The organism is Oceanicoccus sagamiensis (genome assembly GCF_002117105.1).
Lineage (GTDB): Bacteria > Pseudomonadota > Gammaproteobacteria > Pseudomonadales > Dasaniaceae > Oceanicoccus > Oceanicoccus sagamiensis.
Genome location: NZ_CP019343.1, coordinates 1,764,459 through 1,789,367, shown reverse-complemented (window position 1 = coordinate 1,789,367; position 24,909 = coordinate 1,764,459). Strand labels below are relative to the sequence as shown.

Genomic DNA, 24,909 nt, shown 5'->3' with positions numbered 1-24,909 from the left:
TCTCTAGAGGGTTTGTTGATTATCTTTTAGTTCAGATACTACAAACCGCAACTTCCCCGTTTTACTTCTTGTTAATGATTCAGTGTAATTAATCGTGATATCAATTAAATCACCAATTCGATTTTTGGTTTCTACTATCAGCCGCTGTTCATCAGCTTGCTTATAGGAACCCCCCTTTACAACATTAAAGGTAATTTTATCAGGAGCGTTCTGAATGATTTGACACTCTTTGATATTTACCATGTCTTTCACTATATGATCGAGCCTGCCGATCTTCCTGCCATCGGGGGTCACTATATAGTCTTCAATACGGCCATCGATATCGGTGACCAGACGCCCGGCCCGGCCGCAGGAGCAGCTTGCATTGCCAGTGGGCAGACTGGCGGTATCTCCGGTTTTATAACGCAGCAGTACAAAAGCCTTATTAACAAAGCCGGTCGACACAATATCATACATGCCATTGCCGTCATCCAGAAATTCAACATGAGCAAAATCTTCATCAACATGCAGATTTCCTTCGGGACACTCGGAAATATTAGCCGCCATCTCGGTAAGGCCATAGTGCTGACGGCAACCGACACCAAAGGCCTGTTCAATAATGTGCTTTTGATGGGGCAATAGGCTTTCTGCGCCGATGGTTACCACCTCTGGTTGATAAGTCAGACCCCCATGCTGTATCACCGCCTCAGCGATTAACACCAAGAGAGAGGGGTAGCCCTGAATCCAAAGCGGCTTATAATGATTTAAAGCATCAACATAAGCCTCCATATTGTCTTCTTGCATATGGTAGGCACTAAACAAAATTTGTCGGCCGGGGTAATTGATTCGCCAAAAAGAGGGTTTATCCTGACTCAACGGCACAACACTTTTGCCATAAAAATGGGCGTACCATGTGGAGTGATCTATGCCAAAACGCATACGATAGCGCCACCAAAGTGCCCATTGTCTTCTGTCTGCATCTATAGTCACTGGAAAAACCAGACCCGTACCCGTAGTGCCACTGGTCTTTACCTCCATGGTTTCCATCTCATCAAGAGTATCAGGTGAAAAATCCGCTAGATTCGCCTGCACTTCCGCTTTTGTCAGCACCGGAATACAACGCGCAAAGTCTTCAGGGCTATTGATTTGGTCAGCACTGATACCTGTTTTTTCAAAGTGCTTTTTATAATAAGGGACATGGTTCTGTGCAAATATGACCAGCTTCTTTAATTCATCCCAGGAAAACGCTTGTAATTGTTCTGAGCTATAAAAATCTCGATCAACATATTCTTTTTCAATGCGAAAGTATTCTTTGTTGTACCTACGCCTTTTTAACAAAAAGCCATAGCCACTACACATCAGTGTCTGGATAAACGCTGGCATTTTTTGATATAGATTATCTAGGGTAGACATGAATTAATCTCAATTTTCAACACGATAAAAATCAACTGCATTAAAAAGCATTAACAATACGGCTTAAGGTCATCTTTGCATGCGTATCGGTAGCTTGCTTGGGGCAGCTCGCCTTGCGACTTAATTGCAATGTGTTTTCTGTATCTTCAAGTAAGCCAGTAATTATAGCTGCCAATTGCTCAGGCTGCTCAGGCTCAAAGGGCATAACCGCAGGCAATGCACCAACGATATTCATATTAGCCTGTATATCACTGCATACGATTAACTGCTCAGCGGCTAATCCTTCTTTTAATACGATAGGTGAATTTTCAAAATGCGAAGGAAACACAAGCACCGCAGAACGTTTAAACAGAGAAAATTTGGCCTCACCACTTAACAGCCCGTGCATGCGAACCATCTCGGACAGCCCGCTACTCTTTATACGCTCACGCAGTGCAGCTTCTTTTTCGTCAGTTTCTGCAGCACCAATTACATTGATAACACAGGAGTTACCTTGACGATGCAAAATGTCCATAGCATCCAGTAAATCATAAAACCCCTTTTTCCGGGTTAACCGGCCGATATATAAAAACTCCAGCTCTGTTCTTTTCTTTTCCGGCTTTAGATCGTCAACGAAGACGAAATTCTCAAGTACAACTAGAGAGGTGCCTTTTATATGACGTTCAAAAAACGCCTTGTGATAATCAGAAAGCACTATCACCGTATGGCAAAGGCCTAAAATACGCCCCATCAACTTTAGTAAAAAACCTGACAAAAACAGTTCTCCACTGGTCTTTGAATGTAGGTGCGCCACTATTTTTTTTCCCATCGCTCTGGCAACAATAATGAAGAAGATGTCTCTTATAAAGGCCAGATTGGAGGTGACATAAATATTGAATACTTTACTCTTTGAAGAAAATACAAAGCCTATATATTTAGCGATGAGAGAAAAAGCAACAAGTATTTCAGAGATGCCTTTTTTACCATAGAGGTCCTCTCTATCTTCACCCCTGGAAGTATTAAAAACTTCCTCTTGGAATTCCTCCCCCAATAAACGCTGCGCGCTAATATTAGCCATCGCAACACCTCCCAACGGAGGCGGGCAAGGCCCAACAAATGCCATGCAACTGCGATGTTTACTTGCTTGTGCTGCTAACAAAACCACTCCCGGGGATAACTAAAACTGCGGTCTTAGTTCTTGCCTAATGGATTCAATGACTTTTTCTTCATTTTCATACTAGGGCGCTCTACGACAACCCAGGACAGTATGGCCACTAGCAATGTAGTGATCATCGCTATAAGCAATGATAAGTCGGTGCCCAAAAACTGATTATAAATGAGAAAGTTAACGATCGGCATATGATAAATATAGATGCCATAGGATATATCATTATGACCCAGTACCTTTCGGCTTAGATCACGGGCACTAAACGCCGCCGAGAAAACAAGGCAGCACAAAACAATATAAAGTGCCGGGTTTATAGCATTACCCAACTTCACGTTAACAAACTGCTTTAATAGATAGTAGAAAACTACATAAATCGCCAAAACTATTAGAAATTTCCCTTCAAGATGCTTTGCTATAAACGGATAATAGCGTTGAAAAACCACACCCAGTAAAAACATATAGAAGTAAGAGACGAAACTCATTCTAAACAGTCCGGATAAAAGGGTGTTATCTGCGATTAATGGAACTGCCACCATAGTAGAGACATAAAAGACAGCAACCAACACTATGATCGCAATATTAAACGCGTTTTGACTCTTAAATACTCGGCTCAAAACCAAGTACAGAATGGGAACTAGAATATAGAACTGCAATTCAATATAGATTGTCCAAAGGCTGCCATTGGCCTGGCCGATGCCATAGCCACTTAAAAAGTCTGGGTCATAAAACTGGAAAACTGTCACCTGCGACAATAGCCATACAAATATGTCAGATACAGCAACATCCAGGCTACCCATATACCCTGAAAGGTAGATAGACAGCGTTGTTACCACGCCGCACACAATCAGCCCTGGAAATAATCGCAGGCCACGGTTTTGAGCATACTGCCCTGGATTTGGGTTGCCTTCATAAGAGCGGCTAATTAGAAAGCCACTGATAAAGAAGAAGATGGGGACGCCGGGGAAAAGCAACAAGAAATTAATAATTGAACCCAACCACGATGCATGCTCGATTTTCAAATGCGTTGCAGAGTGGTGAAGCGCCACCTGAAACGCCGCAAACAATCGAATGAGGTCAAAGTTATTTTCGTTAAATTTATACTGTTTATTATTCATTATTATTATGTGTCTTTTGATGTGAAATCATTTATTCACACACTTTTATACAAATTAATATATTCATCGATATAGGTGTTAATACTGAACCTCGACCTAACCGATTCTCTTGCACGCTCAATCATCTCTGGGTCATAGTTATCTAACGTTGATAGTATTGCATCAACGGCTGCACTCACCGAACCCGGCTCGATAATCTTACCGTTAACTCCGTCAGTTACCAGCTCCTCGGTGCCGCCGCCACGAGTACCTACAACCGGAACCCCTACAGCCATGGCCTCCAGTAATGCATTGGGCACCCCTTCAGCATGCTTTTTACTGTTTGTTAACAGCACAACCAAATCCATGCAGCGGTATATTTGGTCTACATCAGAGCGATGGCCAGTGAAGACCGTATCGGAAGCGACGCCCAGTTCTTTAGCTAATCGTTCAAGTTTGTCCCTATTGGGGCCACCGCCAACAATGATTAAGCCTAAACCCTTTCTAGACGCTTTCAGCACTTTGAATGACCTGAGCAATGCCTCATGATCTTTATTGTCACTGAGGCTGGCCACCATGCCAATCAGCTGTTCAAAACGCCCTAAATCCAACTCTTTTCTTATTCTGGCTATATCGTCAGGTGACTCTTTAAATCGTGAAAAATCCACCCCATTGTAGATAACTCTAAAATTCTTCCCATGACGCTTAAATCGACTTTTAAAGCCTGCCTCTGAATTTGAAACGACGATATCCGCCAATCTGGCTACCACGTGGCTCATTACCTTTATTTTTATATCTGGCACCTTGGCATCTCTTATAGCCGATGCCACAATAGGCACCTTTAGGCCTAAACCGGCTATTACAGCGATTAGGCTCCCCATACCAAGGAATGGGTGTATGACATCAAACTCTGCTGACTGGATAAGTTGCCTGACTCTGAGTATAACGGATAGATCATACTTTGAGCGCCTCTCAATAAGGTGAATTTTTACACCCATAGCCGCAATTTGTTCATAATATCCCCCCTCCACAAGCTGCGTAATCAACACTTCGACATGATGGCCCCTGCCCAACAGCCCTTTTACCAACTCGGTCAGCTGACGCTCCGCCCCTCCGTGCCCCAACGATGGCGAAATAATTAGAATACTTGTCATATTTACTCCCAAGAACCGGCGAACACTGATACGATTGGCTCGTATTTTTACACAATGATGACTACCATTTAACTCACTGCCAATGGCCGCTTCAGGTATTTTTAACGCACTGAAGACTACTTGCTCATTATATAAGCAGCCGGCCCTTCAGGTTCTAGCAGCTTTAGTTTTGTCCGAACAGGACAAATACAGGCAGTCACATCAATTATAATTATTAGCGTTTATGTTAGTTCATTTTATATGATTCACGATAATCTTATTTTTGTTAATTATCAAAGTCGCTCCGGCTCTACCTTTCTATGCCGGCTGTTAGATGAATATGATGATATAGCCGTTGGCATTGAGAGCGGGTTTCCCGGGTTTCCCTTCCGGGTGCTACCCACTCTGGATGACCCTATTCTCGATGAGGCCTCGCTGTCTGCCTATCTTGATGAGCTTTTCGATGACGTTCGCTTTAAAGAATGGGGGCTAGATAAAAACACTACATTTAAAGCACTATCTGGCAAGGGCTACCCTCTCGTTTTTTCTGACATTTTTACTTATTGCTTTGACAAATATTTTGCGGGAAACACCAGCTCGTTCCGTATACATAAATCCGGCTTTTATACTTTTTGTCTGGATGAAGTTAGAAAGCAATTCCCCCAATCAAAGCACATTTATATCCAACGTGACCCAAGGGGAATCTTTAGCTCTATCAAAGAAGCCGACTTTTTGTATGACAAAAAGAAGGGGAACATTATTAGCTTTATCAATGGCTATAAAAAACGCACAAGGGTTATTAACGACAACTTAGGCGAAAAAGATTTTCTATTGCTTCGTTATGAAGACCTGATTGACAACCAGGAAAAAGTGATAACGTCCGTTGTAGATTTTATAGGCCTGAAAAATAAAAGCAAATCGGAAGATACTTCCTACTTTGAAAAAATACCTGAAAATCAACGCCATTTACACAATAACGTTAAAGGCAGAAGCAGCACTAAAAGCCTGGACAAATGGAGCACCCGTCTGTCTTATTCCGAGCAGGCTGCCATTAATACCTTTTTGAAAAAAGAACTGTCTGTATTTAATTATCCAACCTTGAAACCTCAGGGCTTTAAGCCCGCCGACAGTTATAACAGTATCATATTGTGGTTTCATTTCTACTTGTCCAAACTGAAAACTTCAACCACTAAAAGGAGCACTCCTTAACCCGTATTTAGCGATAGAGGCTGGGGCCTTATACTACGCTAGCCCTCAATTATTGGCTAAAATCACGTCATATAACGCCCTTTAACCCTACACTCTTTACCAAAATAACACTTTCCATAAAACCCCATAAACAGTAAGATTAAGCTTGATAATTAATACAATACATATAGTTTGGAAAACCATAATAATATCCGGGACATTCCAATCATAAAATCATCATGCTATTTAACTCTTACGAATTTATTCTTGTTTTTCTCCCGCTTGTACTAATAGGTTTTTATTTATTAGGCAATGGAGGGTTTGGGCGAGCAGCAATCAGCTGGTTGGTTTTAGCGTCATTCTTTTTCTATGGTTGGTGGAACCCCGCCTATCTGATACTTATCGTCACATCGATGCTTTTCAACTTCACAATAGGCAGCTGGCTCGGGCGAGATGATGATAATCGATATCGAAAGCTACTATTAATTATTGGGATTCTTGGCAACCTTTTGCTTATCGGATATTACAAATATGCCAATTTTATCATCGACAATGTCAATTACATCACTGAAAGCAATTACCACCTCGAAAAAATCATACTCCCGCTGGCAATTTCATTCTTCACATTTCAGCAAATCACCTACTTGGTTGATGCTTATCGACACGAAACCAAAGAATATAATTTCTTGCATTACTGTTTGTTTGTAACATTTTTCCCACAATTAATTGCTGGCCCTATTGTTCACCATAAGGAAATGCTCCCCCAATTTGCACAAAAGGATATCTATCGTTTCAAACATGTAAACCTGGCTGTTGGTCTGACCATTTTTGCATTAGGCTTATTCAAGAAAGTCGTACTGGCTGATAATATTGCTGTTTATGCTTCGCCTGTATTTAGTGCTGCCGAGCAGGGCCAGAGCTTAACTTTTTTTGAAGCCTGGGTCGGTGCATTATCGTATACCTTTCAACTGTACTTTGATTTCTCGGGTTACTCTGACATGGCCATCGGTGCAGCACGCATGTTCGGCATACGCTTACCCTTGAACTTCAACTCGCCGTATAAGTCCCTCAACATTATTGATTTTTGGCGTCGCTGGCATATGACGCTTTCAAGATTTTTACGCGACTATTTATACATTCCTCTTGGTGGTAGCAGAAAAGGCTCTTACCGGCGGCATGTGAACCTAATGGCCACCATGCTTATTGGCGGCCTTTGGCATGGCGCAGGCTGGCCTTTTATTTTCTGGGGGTTTTTGCATGGCACGTATTTAGTGATCAATCATACGTGGCGATCAGTTATGACTAAAGCCGGGTTTTACGATTCTGATTCAACATGGATTGGCCGGCGCACGGCTCAACTTATTACTTTTATTGCCGTGGTCGTTGCCTGGGTATTTTTTAGAGCAGAAACTTTTGCAGGTGCACAGCAAGTACTGGCAGGTATGGCAGGTCTAAATGGCGTTACTGTACCAGCTTCTGCGCTAGGTACTCTGAATAAGGTGATGGGTTTCGGCGACATGCTGGCCAATGCGGGGCTGACATATTCCGCAGACGCTATGGTCTTACTACAAGGTGATAACCGTATCATACAGCTATTGCTGTTATTCATCATTGCTCTAATTATGCCAAATACCCATGAATATATGGAAAAGTTCAAACCAGTATTTGACATGCAAAGTATTCAATATAATGCCCGCTACAAAATTAATTGGAATGGGCACTGGGTATGGGCACTCCTTATTACCCCAGTAGCTTTCTTTTGCATTTTGTCTCTAGGCAATGTTTCCGAATTTTTGTATTTCCAATTCTAAAAAACTATGAATTATAAAGCGTACAACTACATCATAATATCTCTCTTGTTAGCAGGGCTTGTCAGCACCCTGGCTATCAATATTTATATGGACCCTCTTTGGTATTTTGACGGCAATAAGCTCACAAAACAAAATTTTGCCTTTAATGAGCGCCTATCAAAACCTAATCGCTATATTAAAACCAGTGACAACTATGACTGCTTAATTCTTGGCAGCTCTAGAGCCACCTTGCTGAATGAATCACTAATAGAAGGCTATAACTGTTATAACTTTGCATTCTCAGGCGGTAAGACTGAAGAGTATTTAGCGTATTCTAAATGGCTTAATAATAGGGGCGCATCACCTCGCCGTATTATTATTGCTATAGATGACAGAGACTTTACCATAGTCCCAGGCCCCATCAATATTCCTGATTTTATACAAGCCAATAGTGCGCCGCCCGTTTTCTGGAAAAACTATTTGACTCTTGGTAGCTTAAATATGTCTCGCAGGTTATTGGCCAATATATCTCCCCTACCGCGCTACTATGACGACGAATTTTATTGCAGAATTTTTGATACGGCCCCCGTATATAAGCCTGAGCTAGAAGATCGTTCCCAAGTAGTACTAAAGGAAAACATAGCTGAACTCTATCGAGAATTAAAAGGTATTTTCAAAAACTCAGAATTTATTGCCTATATAACACCCGTCTCAACCTGGAAAGTCGCTTCAAGAACAGAGCGTGAAAGTAAGCATTATTTTCAATCGGCTTATGCTATCTCGACTCTATTTAATCCACTGTATGATTTTTCAATCCCTTCAGATAGAACCTCTAAAACTGATAACACTTATGACGGTGATCATTATAGTGTGGAATTGAATAATGAAATTTCAACCGTGTTGAACAACGGCACAACGGGTTTTGGCATTAAGGTAAATGACTTGTCTGAACGCGACTATATCAATATCTATACGAAGGCTTTAAATAAATACAAAGCCGAGTTAATGATCGATACTGTCTCGGTAGTAAGCGAAAAATAACAATAAATACAGGGAATAATTATGTCCACCGCAGCCGATAAAAATCATAGCTCATATCGCAGTAAAAAATCACTCTATGCTGCTTTTTTATCACCGTAATATTCTTCGGCTTAAGCGCTACATAAAAATCGCTAAAAACCTTAGCGACTATAAACAACGGCAGCTTGACCTTGACCCAGCCGGTTATGCCCCTTTTCAGCAACAGGTTAGTAAACTGCTGAAAGATGGCTACACGTCGTTTAATGTGGAAAAAACCGTGACGAACGCTTTAATTGCAGCATGTCGAGAGCGTTTTGATAGCCTGGATGAATCTGACATGGTCGCGCAAGAAGGTAAGAAGTTTTATAAAGACAGTATTTCCTCGCCGGATTACAGGCCATCAACCCCTTTCATGCAATATGCGCTGGATGAAGATATTTTAAACACTGTAGGTGGCTACTTGGGCTCTACGCCATTCTTGCAATCTATAGAGCTAATTTACTCCACACCCCGAGATGAAGGCGAAGCACTCCATCAGACGCACCTTTATCACAAGGATAAAATCGATCGCCGTATTGTTAAGATGTTCACCTACATTACAGATGTTGATGATGAATGCGGGCCTTTTACGGTTCTGCCCCGGAAGGTCACCAATGCAGCACCCTGGTATATCGAGATTCCACATTATGTTACTGATGAAACACTCTCTAACTTTCTAAATTTAGATGACGCAGCCTCTTTTAAAAGTCCTGCCGGGTCGGCAATGATGGCAGACGCCAAAAATTTGTATCACTTTGGCAGCCGTTGCATTCGACCAAGACTGACATTTGTAGCCCATTATAATAGCGGATATAGTCTTTTCCCTAGAAATCAGGTTTATAAAACATGGCAGGGGAAAGCAGAAGTAGAGGCACTTAGCCCATTACAAAGAAACGCAATAGGCATATAAGTGTTTACTGACGTTTAGCAACAATCTATCAACTTGACCGCTAACGAACAATAATCAGGCGATGTTTGCCATTGTCGCTGGTTGTAAATTTATCAACCGTTTCAAATCTAACATCAAAATCTTCGCCACATTTGGCTTTTATATCGGCTGTTAAGGCATCTAAAATACCGCTATTCATCGACTCTTCTGGTACATATTTTATTATTAGCAGAGAGCTCGAATCTTGAATAACCTGAAACTCCTTAATCGCTTTATCTTTTCGTAACAAAATAGTCCAAAATGTACCGCCCAGACGATTACCATTAGGCGCAATGACAACATCTAAAGAACGGCCTTCAATTTGATTCAATTTGGGAAAAGGCATACCCTGGTAGAAATTTTCCTGCTCCGCCCAACTAGCCTGATCGCCAATTTTGTAACGGATAAATGGCATCCCATAATTATCAAGGTCGGTTATGTACAGCTCTCCCTTTTCTCCTCGACTACATGGAGAGAGGTCGTCCCTCAATATTTCAACAAAAAAACGGTCACTATTAACCCTTAAGCCATCATGGTTTTTATCTTCCTGGGCAATATCGCCAAACTCTCTTGACCCGTAACGGTTAAATATTTTTATGCCAAAGACACTTTCTATATTTTCTCTCTGGTGGGGAAATAACATTTCTGCCGAAGTGACCATAGCCTTAACAGAGGGTAGTTTTATATGGTTATCTCGACAATAATCAGCAAAGACGGACAAGGGGCCAGGATATGAAACCAGCATAGTTGGTTTAAACTGATTGATAATGGCTGCATAGTTCGCCAAATCATTATCCGTCATTGTATAAGTAGACAGAATTTTTTGCCGTGTAATTAATGATCGTATGACGGAGCGTATGCTTTCAGATTTTTTAATATCCATCTGAGCCCCCCAAAGCCGAACTTCTTTTTCACCCAGTGATATACCTGCCCAACCATAGTTTCTTATCACTGTAGCCACTCTGGAGGCTATCGATTTCATATCTGTTTTAAAGAAAAAAGGCTCACCCGAAGAACCGGATGTCGAATTATCAATAGTAGCATTGCCATCAACACGCGACGAAATTAACGAATTAAAGTGATCGCGGAATAAAGGTTTAGTCATCACCGGCAACTGTCTGATCAGAGCAGGCGTTATATCCTCAACCCGGTCTACTCCAGCATCGGAAAGACATTTGTGATAATAAGGTACCGATTCATAGGCATGACAAAGCAAATCCTGAAGCTTTTTAGACTGTAATTTTTCGAGCGACTCTGGGCTGAGCGCCCCCGCCTCTGTGCTTCTCTTTAATGCACTATTGACACCATCCTTTTTAACAGCATGAAAGCCGGGGAAAATAACGTTGCGGTAAATCCAATCGTAAATCATTGAGTTATTTCAACCCTAGATATGAGCCAATCAAACGCACTAGCTTATACGCTTTGTATTGATAGCTATGGAAAGTAGAGTTTTGATGCCCAAGTACGCGTAATAAAAAACTGAAATTGCTTCCATAACCGTAAATCCTCCCTCTGAACTCGAGTTTGGTTTCACTGCCAATACGCTTAATATATTGCGGATTTGATAGGGGTTTGTTCCTATAGCTGCTTAGGTCTTGAGAGCCCAGGGTCCAGGATTTATAGCCTGCTTTTACTGCCATGTCTTGAACAATCTGGTCATTGCCCCCTCCGGGCCAACAAATATAATCTACGGTTTTCCCCAGATGCTTTTCAATCGTAGCTTTAGATTCAGCAAGCTCTTGGTAGATTCTTTCTACCTGCTCTTCATCGCTCTCATAATGGCCGTCTATCTGTTCTTTTCCAAACTCGGCTCTCATAAAAGCACCTATCTTTTCCTGCCAATTACGCTGCGAAAGATAAGACTGTGTGCCTATAGCCTGTACATGTTCTATTACCTTATGCAGTTGATTCTCGTCGGGGAAAAATCGCTTCGCTACCAACGATTTCTTATGCTCCAACACAGGGTAACCTTCCTGAACCAGCGACTGCTGATCATCGCGCAGATAAAAAGACTTTTGATCTGGAAATAAATTCCAGGCTAACCAGGGGTGGTCGTCTATCGCTTTTTTATAATGTAAATCGACCACTTCAGGCCCAGTAAAATACCAGGTATGTGTTTTAGCATGTGACTGGATATCAATAACACCGCTGGACTCCATCTGCCTCATTTCTTCCCAGCTTAAAAAACCGTCTATAAATAAATCACTTTTATTGACCTCACCCGCCCAAACATCTTCCAGATTGGCACGAGGGGTTGTTTCCGGATCAACAAAATCAGGGTTAACAAATATTGTTCCTTTCATGCCATACTTTTTAAGCAGCGGGTAGATATACACCCAGTTATCAAGGTAGCCATCATCAAAGGTTAGAAAGATTGAGTTGGCCGGTAACTCAAGCTCTCCAGCCATATAGCTATACAGCTCTGCCCATGTCACTGCATTAAATTTATACTTCTTTAAGAGTTTCAGCTTATGCTCAAAATTATCAACCGACTCAGAAATATGCGACCATACCCAAGGTTTACTTTCCAGGCCTACGGTATGAAACATCACTGAAGGAACAATACTGGTATCTCTCATATTAATGCTTCTCTAGTAGATCTGAGTAAATTTTAAGGTGCGCTTTAGCCACTGCATCAATAGAAAACTCATCAATAACACGCTGACGGGCGTTGTTGGCTATAGTTTCACTGCGAGACAGATCGCAGCATAAAGACTCAATCGCCGCTGCTAACTGCTCGGCGGAACCGGAATCAACCAACAGTGCCTCTTCGCCTTCGAGAACGGTAGCAGGAATACCACCAACACGCGTTGAGACAATGGGTAAAGCGCAGGCCATTGCTTCAAGTAATGCCATTGGCTGCCCTTCTCGCAGGGATGACATCACAAAGATATCTGATTGCTCAAACCATTGCTGGGTATTACTTTGATTACCCTGTAAGGTCACAACATCGTTCAAACCCAGCTGGTCTATCTTAGACTGTAGTGGCTCACGCAACGCGCCATCACCAAGAATATCCAGACTAAATGCCATAGATTGTTCTTTAAGCAACTTCGCCGCAAGCAGTAGCGTGTCATAATCTTTAGCGGGGATCAGGCGGCCAACGCTAAGCAATTTTACGCTGCGACCAGACCAAGATGAAAAACTGTTCGCTTTTATTTCAGTACCATTGGTTAACAGCGCTGTTTTGGTTTCTGGAATATCTCCGGTATTGATTCGATTTTCTTTTATCGCCTGGGACACACAAAAACGAATATCACTAAGGGGAGAAATAATATACCGCTCAAACCAATGATGGAATCTTGTTTTCCAAGGATTCATACCATGCTCTGTAGTACAGCGAATTTTAACACCCGCTAGAGCAGCAGCAGGTATGACATAAAACGCCGACCAAAACATATGGGTGTGAATAACATCGACATGCATCGTTTTTATTAGCTTAGCCAGCCTCACTATCTCAATAGGCGTCAATTTCAAGCTGACCGGTTTCCAGTGAACCTGTACGCGGCTATCAATCAGCCCTCCCAACTCACTGTTTGAGGGGTCGTCCAAGACTATGGCATGAATCGAGGTAGCTTCTAAGGCATTAATTAAATTCACAAACTGCCTTTCTGCACCACCCGTTTTCATTGAGCCAATAACATGGCAGACCCTCATTTTACTGCCTCCGGTGCCTGCTGTGCCTGCTGTGCCTGCTGCAGGGTTATTTGGTTAACTCTATATTCGATCAGTTGCTTGGTTTTTATTCCCGCTACATATCCCAACATGCACCAAACAATCAGCCAGGGCACATACAAATTCACAAAGAACAAACCTGCACACAAACCAACAATACCGGAAGCAGCACCTGCAGCTAATAATGACTCCTCAGAACGAATAAACAATTTTCGGAATTTCATAAAGTGGAAATAGAGTTTTCTGTACATCAACAGAACGATGATAACCCCCACAATTCCCAGAGAAACCAAGTATTCCAGGTATACATTGTGAGATGCGCCACCGAGTGTTAGTTTGAATGAAGACCAGCCGCTACCAATAATCGGTGACTGATACCACAAATCGATACCTCGGCCCCAGATTATCGTTCGCCCCGCACTCGCCGTATCCCAGTCTACGTCTTTTTCCTGGAAGAAAGATAAACGCTCCAGTAATAGTGACTGGTAGTACTCGGGCATAATAAACCAGGCAAAAAACATTACCACCGGAGCGGCGGCTAATATTAATACTCGATTTGAAAGGGCGATATTAGATCGCATCAACCAAAACATATGCGAACAGGCAACAAATGCCGATAACATACCGCCTCTTGAGCCGGTTAATGCAATAGTAACCAAAATCAGAAAACAAACACCCAAAGCTATAAGTCGAATAAAGCCTTTAAACAAAACCATCGATGCAACTATAGGCAAACATAGGGCTAAGATCGTAGCTGTTTGGTTGGGTTCGCCCATTGGGCCATTGGGTCTAGCTGAATCGTCATCGAAATCAAATATTGTCAGCCCACCTATTATCGACTCTAAAAGTGTTGCTGCGCACATTAGCCCTATAAAGACTACCGATATTTTTAAGCCCAACATGGGGCGGCGGCTATTTTTAGTGAAGAACCAGAATATAAAGAAACAGGAAAATGCATCAAGCACTTCGTTCTTGATAGTATTCAATGCCAACATTGCCGGGTAGTCAGACCTTCCCATAAGCATTGGAAATGACGCACTTAAAATCGCGTATGAACCAAAAATAATAAACCAAAGGGTAATTTGTTCTACAGACTTGTCACGGCGTATACCCGCTTCTTTGCTTTTATTGACAATAGCCCAAATTAACATGCTGTAGATAAAAGCATTCTTAAAACTGATGGGGCCGATTTTACTGGGGAAGTCTATTCCAGCTTCCAAAATTATATCGATGAAAAATATAGCCAAAAATAGTTGGATAGTCACAAGATTTCTCTTGGTTTGTTATGGTTTGAACCAGGCAATCAATAGCCTGGTCATGAAATTAACACTAGCGAAGAGCCATTTTATTATTAGAATATATTTAGCTTGGAAGCTCGGTATATCACGCCTCATCAAAAAATACCGCTAATTTTAATTTACTTCAGATATCACAATGCTATGATTTCACTGAGGTTACAGATTCTCCATATTCTGACCCTGATCACCAGTAAATATTAACACTTATCGGTGAATATCAGTACTCCTAGCGCAATAACAAAGCAATAACATCGCTAGTTTTCCATCGGCATCTTATTTCACTGATAAGCGCCATTAACTAAAGACTGCAACCGAATGAATCTACCCAATTTTATAATTATCGGAGCTGCCAAAGCCGGCACAACGGCTCTATACCATTACCTAGGGGCTCACCCCGCGGTCTTTATGAGCCCGATCAAAGAAACCAATTATTTTGCATGGGAAGAGGCCCTGAGCCTTTCAGACCGCAAGCATTTGTTCCCAGTCAGTAATATCGATGACTATACACAGCTATTTGAATCATCAGCTAATGCAACGGCTATCGGTGAAGCCTCTCCGCTGTACCTGGAGAGCCCTATCGCTGCATATAACATCCACCAACAAATACCTAAAGCCAAACTGATAGTCAGCCTGCGTAACCCTGTCGAACGGGCAATTTCTGGTTATTTAATGCACGTTCGTTCTGGCAAGATCAACCTGGATCTAAACCATCAGTTCACCGCTGATGAACACTATGTCAATGCTGGCTTTTATCATGAAAACCTGAACCGTTTTTATGATCTTTTCCCCCGTGAAAATATTCATGTTAGCCTTTACGAGACATTCAACAAAAACCCTGAAAAAATCATTAACGACTTATATTCATTTGTTGATGTTGACACAAATTTTCAGCCAGACCTCCGGGAAAAACACAATATTGGTCAGGTCCCTAAAAACCCTACGCTAAATAAGTGGCTACGTAATCGCAAGCTCAAGCAGCTCGCTCAAGACTACTTTCCCGGATTTTTGAAAAAAGCAGGAAAATTTATTCTCAATAAAAACATGTCTGCCAGGCCGGACTTCAGCAGGGAAACTAAACTAAAATTACTGGAGCTATACAAACAAGATATAGAAAAAACACAGCAGTTGACGGGCCTTGATTTAAGCCAGTGGCTACATTTTAATTAATGCAGAAAGCCTTGCTGCCATTCAAGACTATTTCACTGCCGTCAAGTCAACTCGTTGAAAAAATTTGGCACGCTGTGGCTTTAAATTGACCTTCGCTATATATGACAATGGCTCTGTTGCGTCCATTTTTCGCTCTTGATACCCCGCTTTAATATCAATATCTCTTATCACCTTATTCCCAGGATTGACCATAACACTGCCGCGTTCAAAATCTCTTTGGTAATAGTGATGCTTCCCCTCACTGACTTTATAGAATCGCCCTGTAGCCTTGCCAAAATCCAGAGTTTCATAAACATCAAACCAAGACACTCTATTCATTGCCCCTCTTTTTTCTTTATCATAGTCAAAAGAAAATAAAGTTGGCGGACCATCAGCACGCTTAGACAACAAATACGAGCCTAAGGCAAAACCGAAGGCATCATAAAATTCAAAACTGCTGCCTGTGGTATCTTTACCGATTTCGCCAATATCACTGCCGATGTGAGCCATATAAGCAACTGAAGAATTATTGATTTTCTCTGGCAGCTCAACCTGATTTAGCCAATGCTGCTCAGGCAAAAAGGCTGCATCTCCCCTGCCCCACGAAACTACAAATGCACCTTCATCTAAAGCAACGGCAGGCGGGCTAGGTAATTTATCTAGCGCCTCCCAAGCTTCGCCCCCTTTTTTTAATTTCGAATAACCACGGTTGGCCATAACAATCTGGCCATTTTCAGCAAGCCCTTGTGTCAGGTTATTCACAAAGCTATTCATTGCTTCGTTCCATTCATCACCGGACTTATAGTTCACTATATTTTTAGCAACGTATTTACCCCAGGCATTGTCATGATAAACCACACAGTTATCAATCATAAGGCCATCAGCAACCCATTTCTGCTTAACGACATCTGTCATGGTTGCTTCAAGCCAATAGCGCTGAAAATCTTTATTACCAAAATCCAGAATATATTGGTCGGGATAATAGAGAAACACGGCCCTTACATTTAGAGGCCAACGAAGATACCACTCTGGATGATCATCAACGGAGCCCATAGAATGGCCTCGGGATTTTTTATAGCGCCCGACATTGTTTAAATATTTTTCTGTGTGGCCATCAGTTTTCGTGTTGATGCTGGGGCCGCCTTGGTACAATATGATTTTTGCATCTTTATTATTCCTGCGGATTTCTGACCAGGTTTGCTTCACGCCCTGACCATAACGAAAGCGGTCAAAACCAATAAGCTTATTTTTTGATAACTGTTTAATATTACTCGGAGTTAGCTTGGGTGTTGAGCCATAAAGTAATTGAAAATTATTGATAAAGTCATCCTTGAATAAATCACTGTCCGCAAAGGAGGAATTACTGCCAATAAGCATCATTACAATTATTAATATCTTTATCATGCGCGAACAAACCTCAGTTTAAATAACCAATGTATAATGACATGCAGCTTCTCAGGTACAATATTTTTTAACAACGTAGACACTTCTTTTTTATTGACTAGATTAGTCATCATCACCAAGTAAGTCATCCCCCCAAACAACATGCATAATATTGTATTTAAATACATGCTCTGTGTATAAGTGCTAAAGTAATACACCACAGCCAATGACATAAACATACACATAAAACCCAACAATACATCATAAACGGGGAAGGTAATGTTCAGCCTTTTGCGTAAAATAAACACGCCATAAATACCCGATATAACACCCGATATAATTGGCGCAAATGCTATTCCCACCAGGCCATATGTATAACCACCAATAAACATGGCAGGAAGAGCTATCAACACTTCGAAGGTTGTTAACTTCAGCCTTACGCTAGGTTCGCAGACCACAAAGATCATTCGTCCAATCACTATTCCCCTGGTCACATCGGTTATTACTCTAAAACATAATATTATTCCGGGTATCAGTGCTGCAATATATTTATCCCCTGAAATAATTTCTATATACAGCGGAACGAGGATTGCGGCTACAATCGCAAGCAATGGTGAAAAATACACCGCCAATTTCATTAAGTTGGCAAAATCACCCGCAATCTTTTCTTTCATCGTCATAAAGCGATGTGACAATGTTGTGCTTATAACTCTATCCGCTGCGCTAATTATGTTGGCCATCATCTCAACCATTCTTTTGGCGAAGAAATATATACCTAACGCAGCATCGCCAAGAATAAATGCTACAACCACCTGATCGCCCTGGCGTCGGAAAAACATGACAAAACCTTCCATATAAAATGGCCAGGATGTTTTTAATATGGCTGTTTCGATACCTTTGTGGACGCTAATATCTATATCAATATTGGTTGAAAGCATATAGCGAGAAAAACCACATAACAGCATTGAAGCTACCGAAAGCCCCATCAAAATGCCATCACTGTCGAAAAAATAGAATAAGATTAATATGATAATGGGGGTGCTGGTTGCCATAAACATCGTGACAGCCGCTACTGCTTTAAATTTTTTGAGTGCAGAAAGAAGCGCTAACTGAACGTTATTTAAACTTTGAGCCGCCAAGCCAATAATAAGAAAGGCCCAGGATGTGTCACTGATAGTTTTTAAGGTCTCAAAGGCTGGAATATAATTGAGTGAGAAATATAAGGTCAAGCCAAAGGCCAAACCTGCAAACACAGCAATAATATAGCACTTTCTGGTATGTGCACCGATATGATCAGGGTTGTGATGAATCATCTCTGGCACTTGCCTGATGATAAAAGGCACTACACCAAAACCAAACATAACCAATGCCAGCTGGCCAAACAAACCATAAATAGCAATGAGTGAAAGCTGCTCTGGGACAAGCAATCTGGCATAGGCTGCGAGCGCAAAAACACCAATAAATTTCTGAAAGATTCTTCCCCAGCAACTATTGAGATATTTTTGGCGAGTTGTTTAGATTCCACGCTTTTTGCCTTTTGATAACTACTTGGTTATATCGTGAAAACTCACGGTAGGCGGGAAGCCTTAGCACTGTAGAAAATTAAGTTATTTAATAACTCCGCGAGTATCAATAACAATTTTTTCGCCCAACTCTACCGCTTTAAAGTTTTTGAATTTCTTGTGATCGACCAACAACATAATGATATCGGCTTTATCGATGGCTTCTTCAACACTCACTAAATCAAACTCTTTATGAGACTTTAGGTTTGGCTCACAAATAAGGAGTTCACCAATTGCCTCTTCTTGTAACTGTTTAACAATGTCAAAGGCCGGTGACTCCCTTAGATCATCAACATCCGCCTTAAAGGCTAAACCTAAACAGGCAATAACCGGGTTTTTAAATTTGTCAGCACATTTTTTAACGCGCTCTATCACCCATTGCGGTTTAGTATCATTCACCTCTCTCGCCGTACGAATTAAGGGGGATATCGAAGGTGAACGATCAACAATAAACCAGGGATCAACTGCAATACAATGACCGCCAACACCGGGGCCGGGATTCAAGATGTTAACCCTCGGGTGCCGGTTAGCCAGTTCAATAACTTCCCATGTGTTAATGGATTCTGTCTCACAGATCATTGAAAGTTCATTAGCAAACGCAATCTGTACATCACGGGATGAGTTCTCAGTCAGTTTTACCATTTCGGCTGTTTTTGCAGTCGTTGCTAATACATCACCTCTAACAAATTCTTCATAGAATTCAACAGCGACCTGCGTAGACACTTCATTAATGCCGCCTACAACTCTATCATTTTCAACCAACTCAATAAGGATACGGCCAGGTAAAACTCGCTCAGGGCAATGCGCTACAAAGACATCTTCACCAACACTATGGCCATTTTTTTTCAATAGAGTGGCTACCACTTCATCAGTGGTGCCAACGGGGCTTGTTGACTCTAAAATAACAAGATTACCGGGTTTTACAAAAGGGGAAATTTTTTCTGTAGCTTGCTCGATATAACTTAGGTCTGGCTGTTTACCGCTAACATGATCTGCAGCAACACTCTGCTTGAAAGGCGTGGGAACAGCGATAACAAATATATCAGCCTCACAAGGCTCCAGACTGGCTGTTAAATTACCAGCCTGCACAGCTGACTTAACCATAATATCTAAATCTGGCTCTACAATATGAATACGACCATCATTGATGGTGTCGACAACGTCTTGCGATACATCGACTCCATGAACCTCGTAACCTTTGGTGCCCAACAAGGATGCTGTTGGCAGACCGATATAACCAAGACCCATAACACAGATTTTTTTGAATTTTTCGCTCATTATTTTTTCCTGCTTCTTCGCATATGGATGTGGCGTTATTCAGAGAGTATTTTTACAATTCTTTCAGTCGCTTTACCGTCACCATAAGGGTTGATTGCCGCCGACATTGTTTTATATATACTTGGGTTAAGTAACACCTCTTCTACACCATCAATTATTTTTTGTGTGTTCGTACCGACCAGTTTAACTGTACCTGCATCGACCGCTTCGGGTCGCTCGGTCACATCTCGCATAACCAATACCGGCTTACCTAGTGACGGGCCCTCTTCTTGGATACCTCCAGAGTCGGTCAAAATTAAATCTGACTGGTTCATTAACCAAACAAAGGGTAAATACTCCTGCGGCTCTATCAGTTGAACATTGGGCAGACCAGAGAGTATTTCATTCACTGGTTTTTGTACATTAGGGTTTAAGTGTACTGGGTACAATAACAGCCAGTCAGGGTGGCTTTCTGCCAGCGCCTTAATCGCATTACACAGGTCAACAAAGCCCTGGCCAAAATTCTCACGGCGGTGCCCGGTAATAAGAATCATTTTTTTTGCAGGGTCGGTGATATCACTATGAAGCTCAGGGCCAAATTGCTGCTGCCAATGAGAATCTGGCATGGATGTGGTTTGGTCGCGCACCATTAACAAGGCATCTATAACAGTATTGCCCGTCACATATATCGTTGCTGGGTCTACGTTTTCTGCCAGCAAATTATTTTTGGCCAATTCTGTGGGGGCAAAATGGTAATTGACCAAACGTCCGACTAGTGCCCGGTTAGCCTCTTCAGGAAAGGGCGCTTGCATATTGCCTGTACGCAGACCCGCTTCAACATGGCCAATTTTTATCCCTTCATAAAAGGCTGCCAGTCCAGCTGCAAAGCAGGTAGTTGTATCACCATGAACTAGCACAACATCTGGCTTTGCCTCTCGCAGCACATCTCGCATACCAGTAAGCACACGCGATGTTATATCAAAGAGGTCTTGCCCCGGGCGCATCAAATTTAAATCATAATTGGCCTTCAAGCTGAATATATCCATTACCTGATCAAGCATTTCACGATGCTGAGCCGTCACGCAAATCTCATCCTGCAGTTTGGATGCCGCTTGCACACCCAACGCTACCGGGGCCATTTTTATAGCCTCAGGACGAGTACCAAACACAGTCAGTATTTTTTTTGCCATTGTCTTGCCTTAACATTGTTGCTTTAGTAGTTGTTGCTCTATACCCATTATTATCATTTTTGGAGGTATGGCTATTCACTAAGTAGACGCGTTATGTGACATGCGTAAACTCAATGCAGATTAGACGGCCGCAAGGTCGACGCCCTGACTTTCTATTAACGACTGGCGGATGCGTTCCACCTCTTCTTCGTCCTTTACAAATCGATTAATTCCTCCGATTTTGCGGCCGGACTTAACGGCCAAAGCCGTCTCAAAATCTACCTTCTCTTTGCCAGTAGCATAAGCGTGAACCAATGCGTAATCGCATAAGGTATTTACCAAGCGCGGTACACCGCCAGTAAAATAGTAAATAGCTTTTATGGCATTATCTTCAAATATATCCGGGCTTCCGCCAGCCACTTCAAGCCGATGATGCACGTAGTTAATTAATTCTTCTACGTCTAATGGCTCAAGGTGGTACTCGACAGAAACCCGCTGGGCAATCTGCGCTAATTCTGGCCTTGCTAACAACTCCAATAATTGTGGTTGCCCAACCAATACTATCTGCAGTAATTGGTCTCGGTCGGCATTTATATTGGTTAACATGCGCAAGTCTTCCAAGGCACCTGAACCAAGGTTTTGGGCCTCATCAACAATCAGCACTGTTCTTTTATTATTAGAATATTCGCTAATCAGAAATTGCTGAAATTCTCTGAATAGTGTTACGTTGTCTTTTCCTTCATGAACCAGGTTAAATGAGGAAACCACCCAGCTCATCAATTCTTCCTGGATAGTCCCTGTATTATTTATCACACCTACTGTCAGCTCATCATAATCAATGCGCCGCATTAATTTGCGAATGAGCGTTGTTTTACCTGCACCGACCTCACCGGTAATCACGGTAAGACCTGCAGCCGTTTCCATCAGCCCATACTCAAGCAAGCTCAAACCAACCTTATGTTTTTGGGACATGTATAAGTAATCTGGATCAGGGATCAGATTAAACGGTTTATCTTGTAGCCCAAAATGTTGCTTGTACATAATTTTAGATACGTAGTTTTAGATTAGTCAGCCTTATTTAATATGGTGCCCAATAAGTTTGTACCTTCCAGCATTTGCAGCGATCGCTCTATCTGGTCAGCGGTCGTCACGCCCTCTTCTACAACCAGTAAAGCCGCATCAACAAACGGAGTAAACGTCAGAGCATCATCATTAACCAGCAGTGCAGGTAAATCGAATATTAAAATTCTGGACTCATATCGATTGGTTAAATCCTGAAGTAACTCCGTCATTTTAGGCGATGATAATATCTCAGAGCTATAGTTCTCATTGGCCTTACCCGGAAGAATAACTAAACGCTCGAAATCGGGATTAACAAGAATATCGCCAAGCGAAACATCATCGTTGAGGTGGTCCATCAAGCCATGATCAACCTCTATGGCCAATGCATTTAAAACACTGGGGGTTCTTAGATCCAAATCAACTAACAATACGGTTTGGTTAACTTCCTTTGACAAGCTGATCGCCAAATTAACAGCCGTTAATGTTTTACCTGCATTTTCATTTGGGCTTGTTACGGCCAGAGTTTTCCAGCTGTTGGCCCGAAGCTTCTGCAACACCTGCGTCCGCAGCTGACGATAAGGTTCTGCTCTTTGATCAAAATTAAAGCCGGCAACAACTCTATTTTTTCTCAGCATATCTTCATCAAGCGTTACTTGGCGAGTTTTGGTATAGCTGATTTCACCGGGCACACCTTTCATCGAAGCTGCAGCTGGCGCTGCTGTTGACGGAGCAACATTTTCGTTTGGCTCTTGTCCGATTTTACCTTGACGCTCATCTCGCGCCTTATCTATTGCCTGCTGTATATAGTCCATCTCTTTAACCTTTGTTCTGTTCTTCAGCTCTCTGCTTTATTGCTGATGTTATTCAAGCCCAAACTTTCTCATTAAGATAAACCAGATAACATCGATCGGCTTATAAAAAAGATGTATACCCAGCAGCCCCAGCAGCCCCAACAATATAATACCTATAAAGAGATAATACATATGTCTGGTGCTGGACTTGTCTTCATCCTCGGTAAAGATGTAGGGCACGCTAACGAGTGGGGCAACGCCTGTTAAATCGGTTATCGCCTTTTCACCTCTAAGTCCCGGATCCATTGCCTCTGCAACCAGTACAAAGCCCAGGCCCACAACACCAGATAATACAAAGCCTACCAATATGATGATCACCCTTTTAGGGCTTGCTGCTTCTTCAGGCAATGCGGGAGGCTCGATTAATACAAATCGTTGGCCTTTTCTATCTTGCTCCAAATTTCTGGCGACATCGGCACCTAATTTTTTAGCATTGATTTCTTCATATTTAGCCTGAGCGTTTCTGTAGTTTCTTTTTAAGTTGTTATATTCCTGCTCAACCATTGGCGTTCTTGCAATACGCTCTTCGTAATCACTGATTTTATTGCTAAGTACTTCTGACTTTTCAATGAGTGCCTTTTCTTCAGCTTCTACTGTTTTTAACTGTGTGCTCAAAAATACATAAGATGGATTATCCGGAGCCACCTCAGTGCTTTCTACCGAGCTCTCTGCTGACGATTGATTGCTTAACTCATCAACAATTTTTTGTTGTGCGACTACTTTGGGGTGGTCAGATTCATACTTCTGATTAAGCCCGTCCAAGATAACCTGCTCACCTCTTACTTGCTCAGCAATATCTTTAGGTAACAAGCCGCCGCCCATGCTTTCTTCAAGCTCCGCAATTTCTCTTTTCAAACGGCTTATATCTGGGTGTTCTTCACTATAAAGGGCTGACTTTCGGGTAAATTCTGATTTCAATGATTTTAATCTATCATAGTCGCTTAGCACCTGTTCGCCGCTTGACAGCACAGTAGGCGCATAAGGGCTTGCTTGAGCTAGATCTGAACTCAGTGAAAGCCTGCGCTTTTCCAGTTCATTTTTCCGTGAGGTTATTTCCAGTAGCTCTCTTTCTGTTCTCTCTATAATTGATTGATTATATACATAAGCCTCTGGCATGCTTCCTTCGTTTTCTTGTTTAAAGGCTGCCAGCTTTGTCTCTAGGTCAACCAGAACGATCTCCAGAGATTTGGCCTCAGCCTCTAAAAACTCAGAAGCACCCTGCGCTTTTTCCGATCGATTTTTTAAGTTTTCGTTAAGGTATAAGTTCACTAGCTCATTGGCCACCTTTTGCGCCTTTGATGCATTGCCATGCTCATAAGATAATGTAAATGCAATGGTTGCCTCTGTTGGCCTACCACTTCTGGGATCAATGACCTGCGCATTAACAAGGCCCACTTTTACATCGTCTTTAAATTCACCAGCGATTTCTGTTCTGGTTTTTCTTTTCATTTCATCTTTATCATAGAGGTTATAGTTATCGACTAAATCCATGATATTTTTTAGGGTCATTGTTCGCTGTCTAATAATTTCTATTTGCTGATTGGCAAAGGTAGTAATCATTGATTGAACGAAATCTTGAGGAATGGATTGCTCTTCAATCAAAATAGTCGCCGAAGAGCGATAAGTAGCAGGCCATAATAACGCCACTAGTAAGACGATAAAAAAAGTGATAGCAGCTGGGTATAAAAGTTGCTTTTTACGACGTCGTAATACGGCAATATAATCGCCTATCGACGTGCTATTCTCTTCGAAATCTATGGCCATGTTCATTTATA

General features: G+C 41.9%; 20 protein-coding genes. 5 read left to right on the top strand and 15 right to left on the bottom strand.

The window, feature by feature from the left end; translation table 11 throughout:
• Positions 1-3: 3 nt before the first annotated feature.
• From BST96_RS08155 to BST96_RS08140, 4 genes are read right to left on the bottom strand one after another with little or no spacing between them, the layout of a single operon-like run.
• Positions 4-1,392 carry a phenylacetate--CoA ligase family protein gene (locus tag BST96_RS08155; RefSeq protein ID WP_085758229.1) on the bottom strand — a complete coding sequence of 463 codons (1,389 nt, stop codon included), beginning with the start codon at positions 1,390-1,392 and terminating at the stop codon, positions 4-6.
• A gap of 40 nt (positions 1,393-1,432) precedes the next feature.
• Complete coding sequence (locus BST96_RS08150) at positions 1,433-2,530, bottom strand: glycosyltransferase family 4 protein (protein ID WP_157117902.1); 1,098 nt, start codon at positions 2,528-2,530, stop codon at positions 1,433-1,435.
• A gap of 32 nt (positions 2,531-2,562) precedes the next feature.
• Positions 2,563-3,654: an acyltransferase family protein gene (locus tag BST96_RS08145; protein ID WP_085758227.1), complete on the bottom strand. Its 1,092-nt coding sequence runs from the start codon at positions 3,652-3,654 to the stop codon at positions 2,563-2,565.
• A 35-nt stretch (positions 3,655-3,689) separates the two neighbouring features.
• A complete protein-coding gene (locus tag BST96_RS08140; RefSeq protein WP_085758226.1) occupies positions 3,690-4,787 on the bottom strand; it encodes a glycosyltransferase in 1,098 nt (365 codons plus the stop codon).
• A 240-nt stretch (positions 4,788-5,027) separates the two neighbouring features.
• Between BST96_RS08140 and BST96_RS08135 the strand changes: the two genes are divergently transcribed.
• The 4 genes from BST96_RS08135 (at position 5,028) to BST96_RS08120 (ending at position 9,713) form a co-directional block, all read left to right on the top strand.
• Entirely contained in the window at positions 5,028-5,975 is a 948-nt protein-coding gene (locus BST96_RS08135) for a sulfotransferase family protein (RefSeq protein ID WP_085758225.1), read from the top strand.
• Positions 5,976-6,193: 218 nt separating this feature from the next.
• Positions 6,194-7,765: an MBOAT family O-acyltransferase gene (locus BST96_RS08130; RefSeq protein ID WP_085758224.1), complete on the top strand. Its 1,572-nt coding sequence runs from the start codon at positions 6,194-6,196 to the stop codon at positions 7,763-7,765.
• Positions 7,766-7,771: 6 nt separating this feature from the next.
• The gene (locus BST96_RS08125; RefSeq protein WP_157117901.1) at positions 7,772-8,785 is read left to right on the top strand and encodes a hypothetical protein; all 1,014 of its coding nucleotides are present in this window, start codon (positions 7,772-7,774) and stop codon (positions 8,783-8,785) included.
• 76 nt (positions 8,786-8,861) lie between these two features.
• Positions 8,862-9,713, top strand: a complete 852-nt coding sequence (locus BST96_RS08120) for a phytanoyl-CoA dioxygenase family protein (RefSeq protein WP_085758222.1) — start codon at positions 8,862-8,864, stop codon at positions 9,711-9,713.
• A gap of 40 nt (positions 9,714-9,753) precedes the next feature.
• Here the strand turns inward: BST96_RS08120 and BST96_RS08115 are convergent, their stop codons facing one another.
• The 4 genes from BST96_RS08115 to BST96_RS08100 are packed head-to-tail and all read right to left on the bottom strand — an operon-like array spanning position 9,754 to position 14,671.
• A complete protein-coding gene (locus BST96_RS08115; RefSeq protein ID WP_085758221.1) occupies positions 9,754-11,100 on the bottom strand; it encodes a phenylacetate--CoA ligase family protein in 1,347 nt (448 codons plus the stop codon).
• 4 nt (positions 11,101-11,104) lie between these two features.
• Complete coding sequence (locus BST96_RS08110) at positions 11,105-12,310, bottom strand: polysaccharide deacetylase family protein (RefSeq protein WP_085758220.1); 1,206 nt, start codon at positions 12,308-12,310, stop codon at positions 11,105-11,107.
• A gap of 1 nt (position 12,311) precedes the next feature.
• On the bottom strand, positions 12,312-13,388 hold the full coding sequence (locus BST96_RS08105; protein WP_085758219.1) for a glycosyltransferase: 1,077 nt from the start codon (positions 13,386-13,388) through the stop codon (positions 12,312-12,314).
• A complete protein-coding gene (locus tag BST96_RS08100) occupies positions 13,385-14,671 on the bottom strand; it encodes an O-antigen ligase family protein (RefSeq protein WP_085758218.1) in 1,287 nt (428 codons plus the stop codon). The genes BST96_RS08105 and BST96_RS08100 overlap by 4 nt, the downstream gene beginning before the upstream one ends.
• A gap of 348 nt (positions 14,672-15,019) precedes the next feature.
• On the opposite strand from BST96_RS08100, the gene BST96_RS08095 reads away from it, so the two are divergent.
• Positions 15,020-15,871 carry a sulfotransferase family protein gene (locus BST96_RS08095; protein ID WP_085758217.1) on the top strand — a complete coding sequence of 284 codons (852 nt, stop codon included), beginning with the start codon at positions 15,020-15,022 and terminating at the stop codon, positions 15,869-15,871.
• 27 nt (positions 15,872-15,898) lie between these two features.
• Here BST96_RS08095 and BST96_RS08090 read toward each other — a convergent pair whose 3' ends face one another.
• From BST96_RS08090 to BST96_RS08060, 7 genes are all read right to left on the bottom strand, one after another.
• On the bottom strand, positions 15,899-17,254 hold the full coding sequence (locus BST96_RS08090; protein ID WP_085758216.1) for a putative glycoside hydrolase: 1,356 nt from the start codon (positions 17,252-17,254) through the stop codon (positions 15,899-15,901).
• Complete coding sequence (locus BST96_RS08085) at positions 17,251-18,708, bottom strand: oligosaccharide flippase family protein (protein ID WP_085758215.1); 1,458 nt, start codon at positions 18,706-18,708, stop codon at positions 17,251-17,253. The genes BST96_RS08090 and BST96_RS08085 overlap by 4 nt, the downstream gene beginning before the upstream one ends.
• 132 nt (positions 18,709-18,840) lie before the next feature.
• Positions 18,841-20,073: a UDP-N-acetyl-D-mannosamine dehydrogenase gene (gene wecC / locus BST96_RS08080; RefSeq protein WP_085758214.1), complete on the bottom strand. Its 1,233-nt coding sequence runs from the start codon at positions 20,071-20,073 to the stop codon at positions 18,841-18,843.
• Between the two features lie 35 nt (positions 20,074-20,108).
• Positions 20,109-21,242, bottom strand: coding sequence for a non-hydrolyzing UDP-N-acetylglucosamine 2-epimerase (gene wecB, locus BST96_RS08075; RefSeq protein ID WP_085758213.1), 1,134 nt, complete (start codon positions 21,240-21,242; stop codon positions 20,109-20,111).
• Between the two features lie 120 nt (positions 21,243-21,362).
• The gene (locus BST96_RS08070; RefSeq protein WP_085758212.1) at positions 21,363-22,262 is read right to left on the bottom strand and encodes an ExeA family protein; all 900 of its coding nucleotides are present in this window, start codon (positions 22,260-22,262) and stop codon (positions 21,363-21,365) included.
• Between the two features lie 23 nt (positions 22,263-22,285).
• Positions 22,286-23,095, bottom strand: a complete 810-nt coding sequence (locus tag BST96_RS08065) for a CpsD/CapB family tyrosine-protein kinase (protein WP_206045426.1) — start codon at positions 23,093-23,095, stop codon at positions 22,286-22,288.
• 48 nt (positions 23,096-23,143) lie between these two features.
• Positions 23,144-24,904 (bottom strand): GumC family protein, encoded by a 1,761-nt coding sequence (locus BST96_RS08060; protein WP_085758211.1) that lies wholly within the window; start codon positions 24,902-24,904, stop codon positions 23,144-23,146.
• Positions 24,905-24,909: the final 5 nt, after the last annotated feature.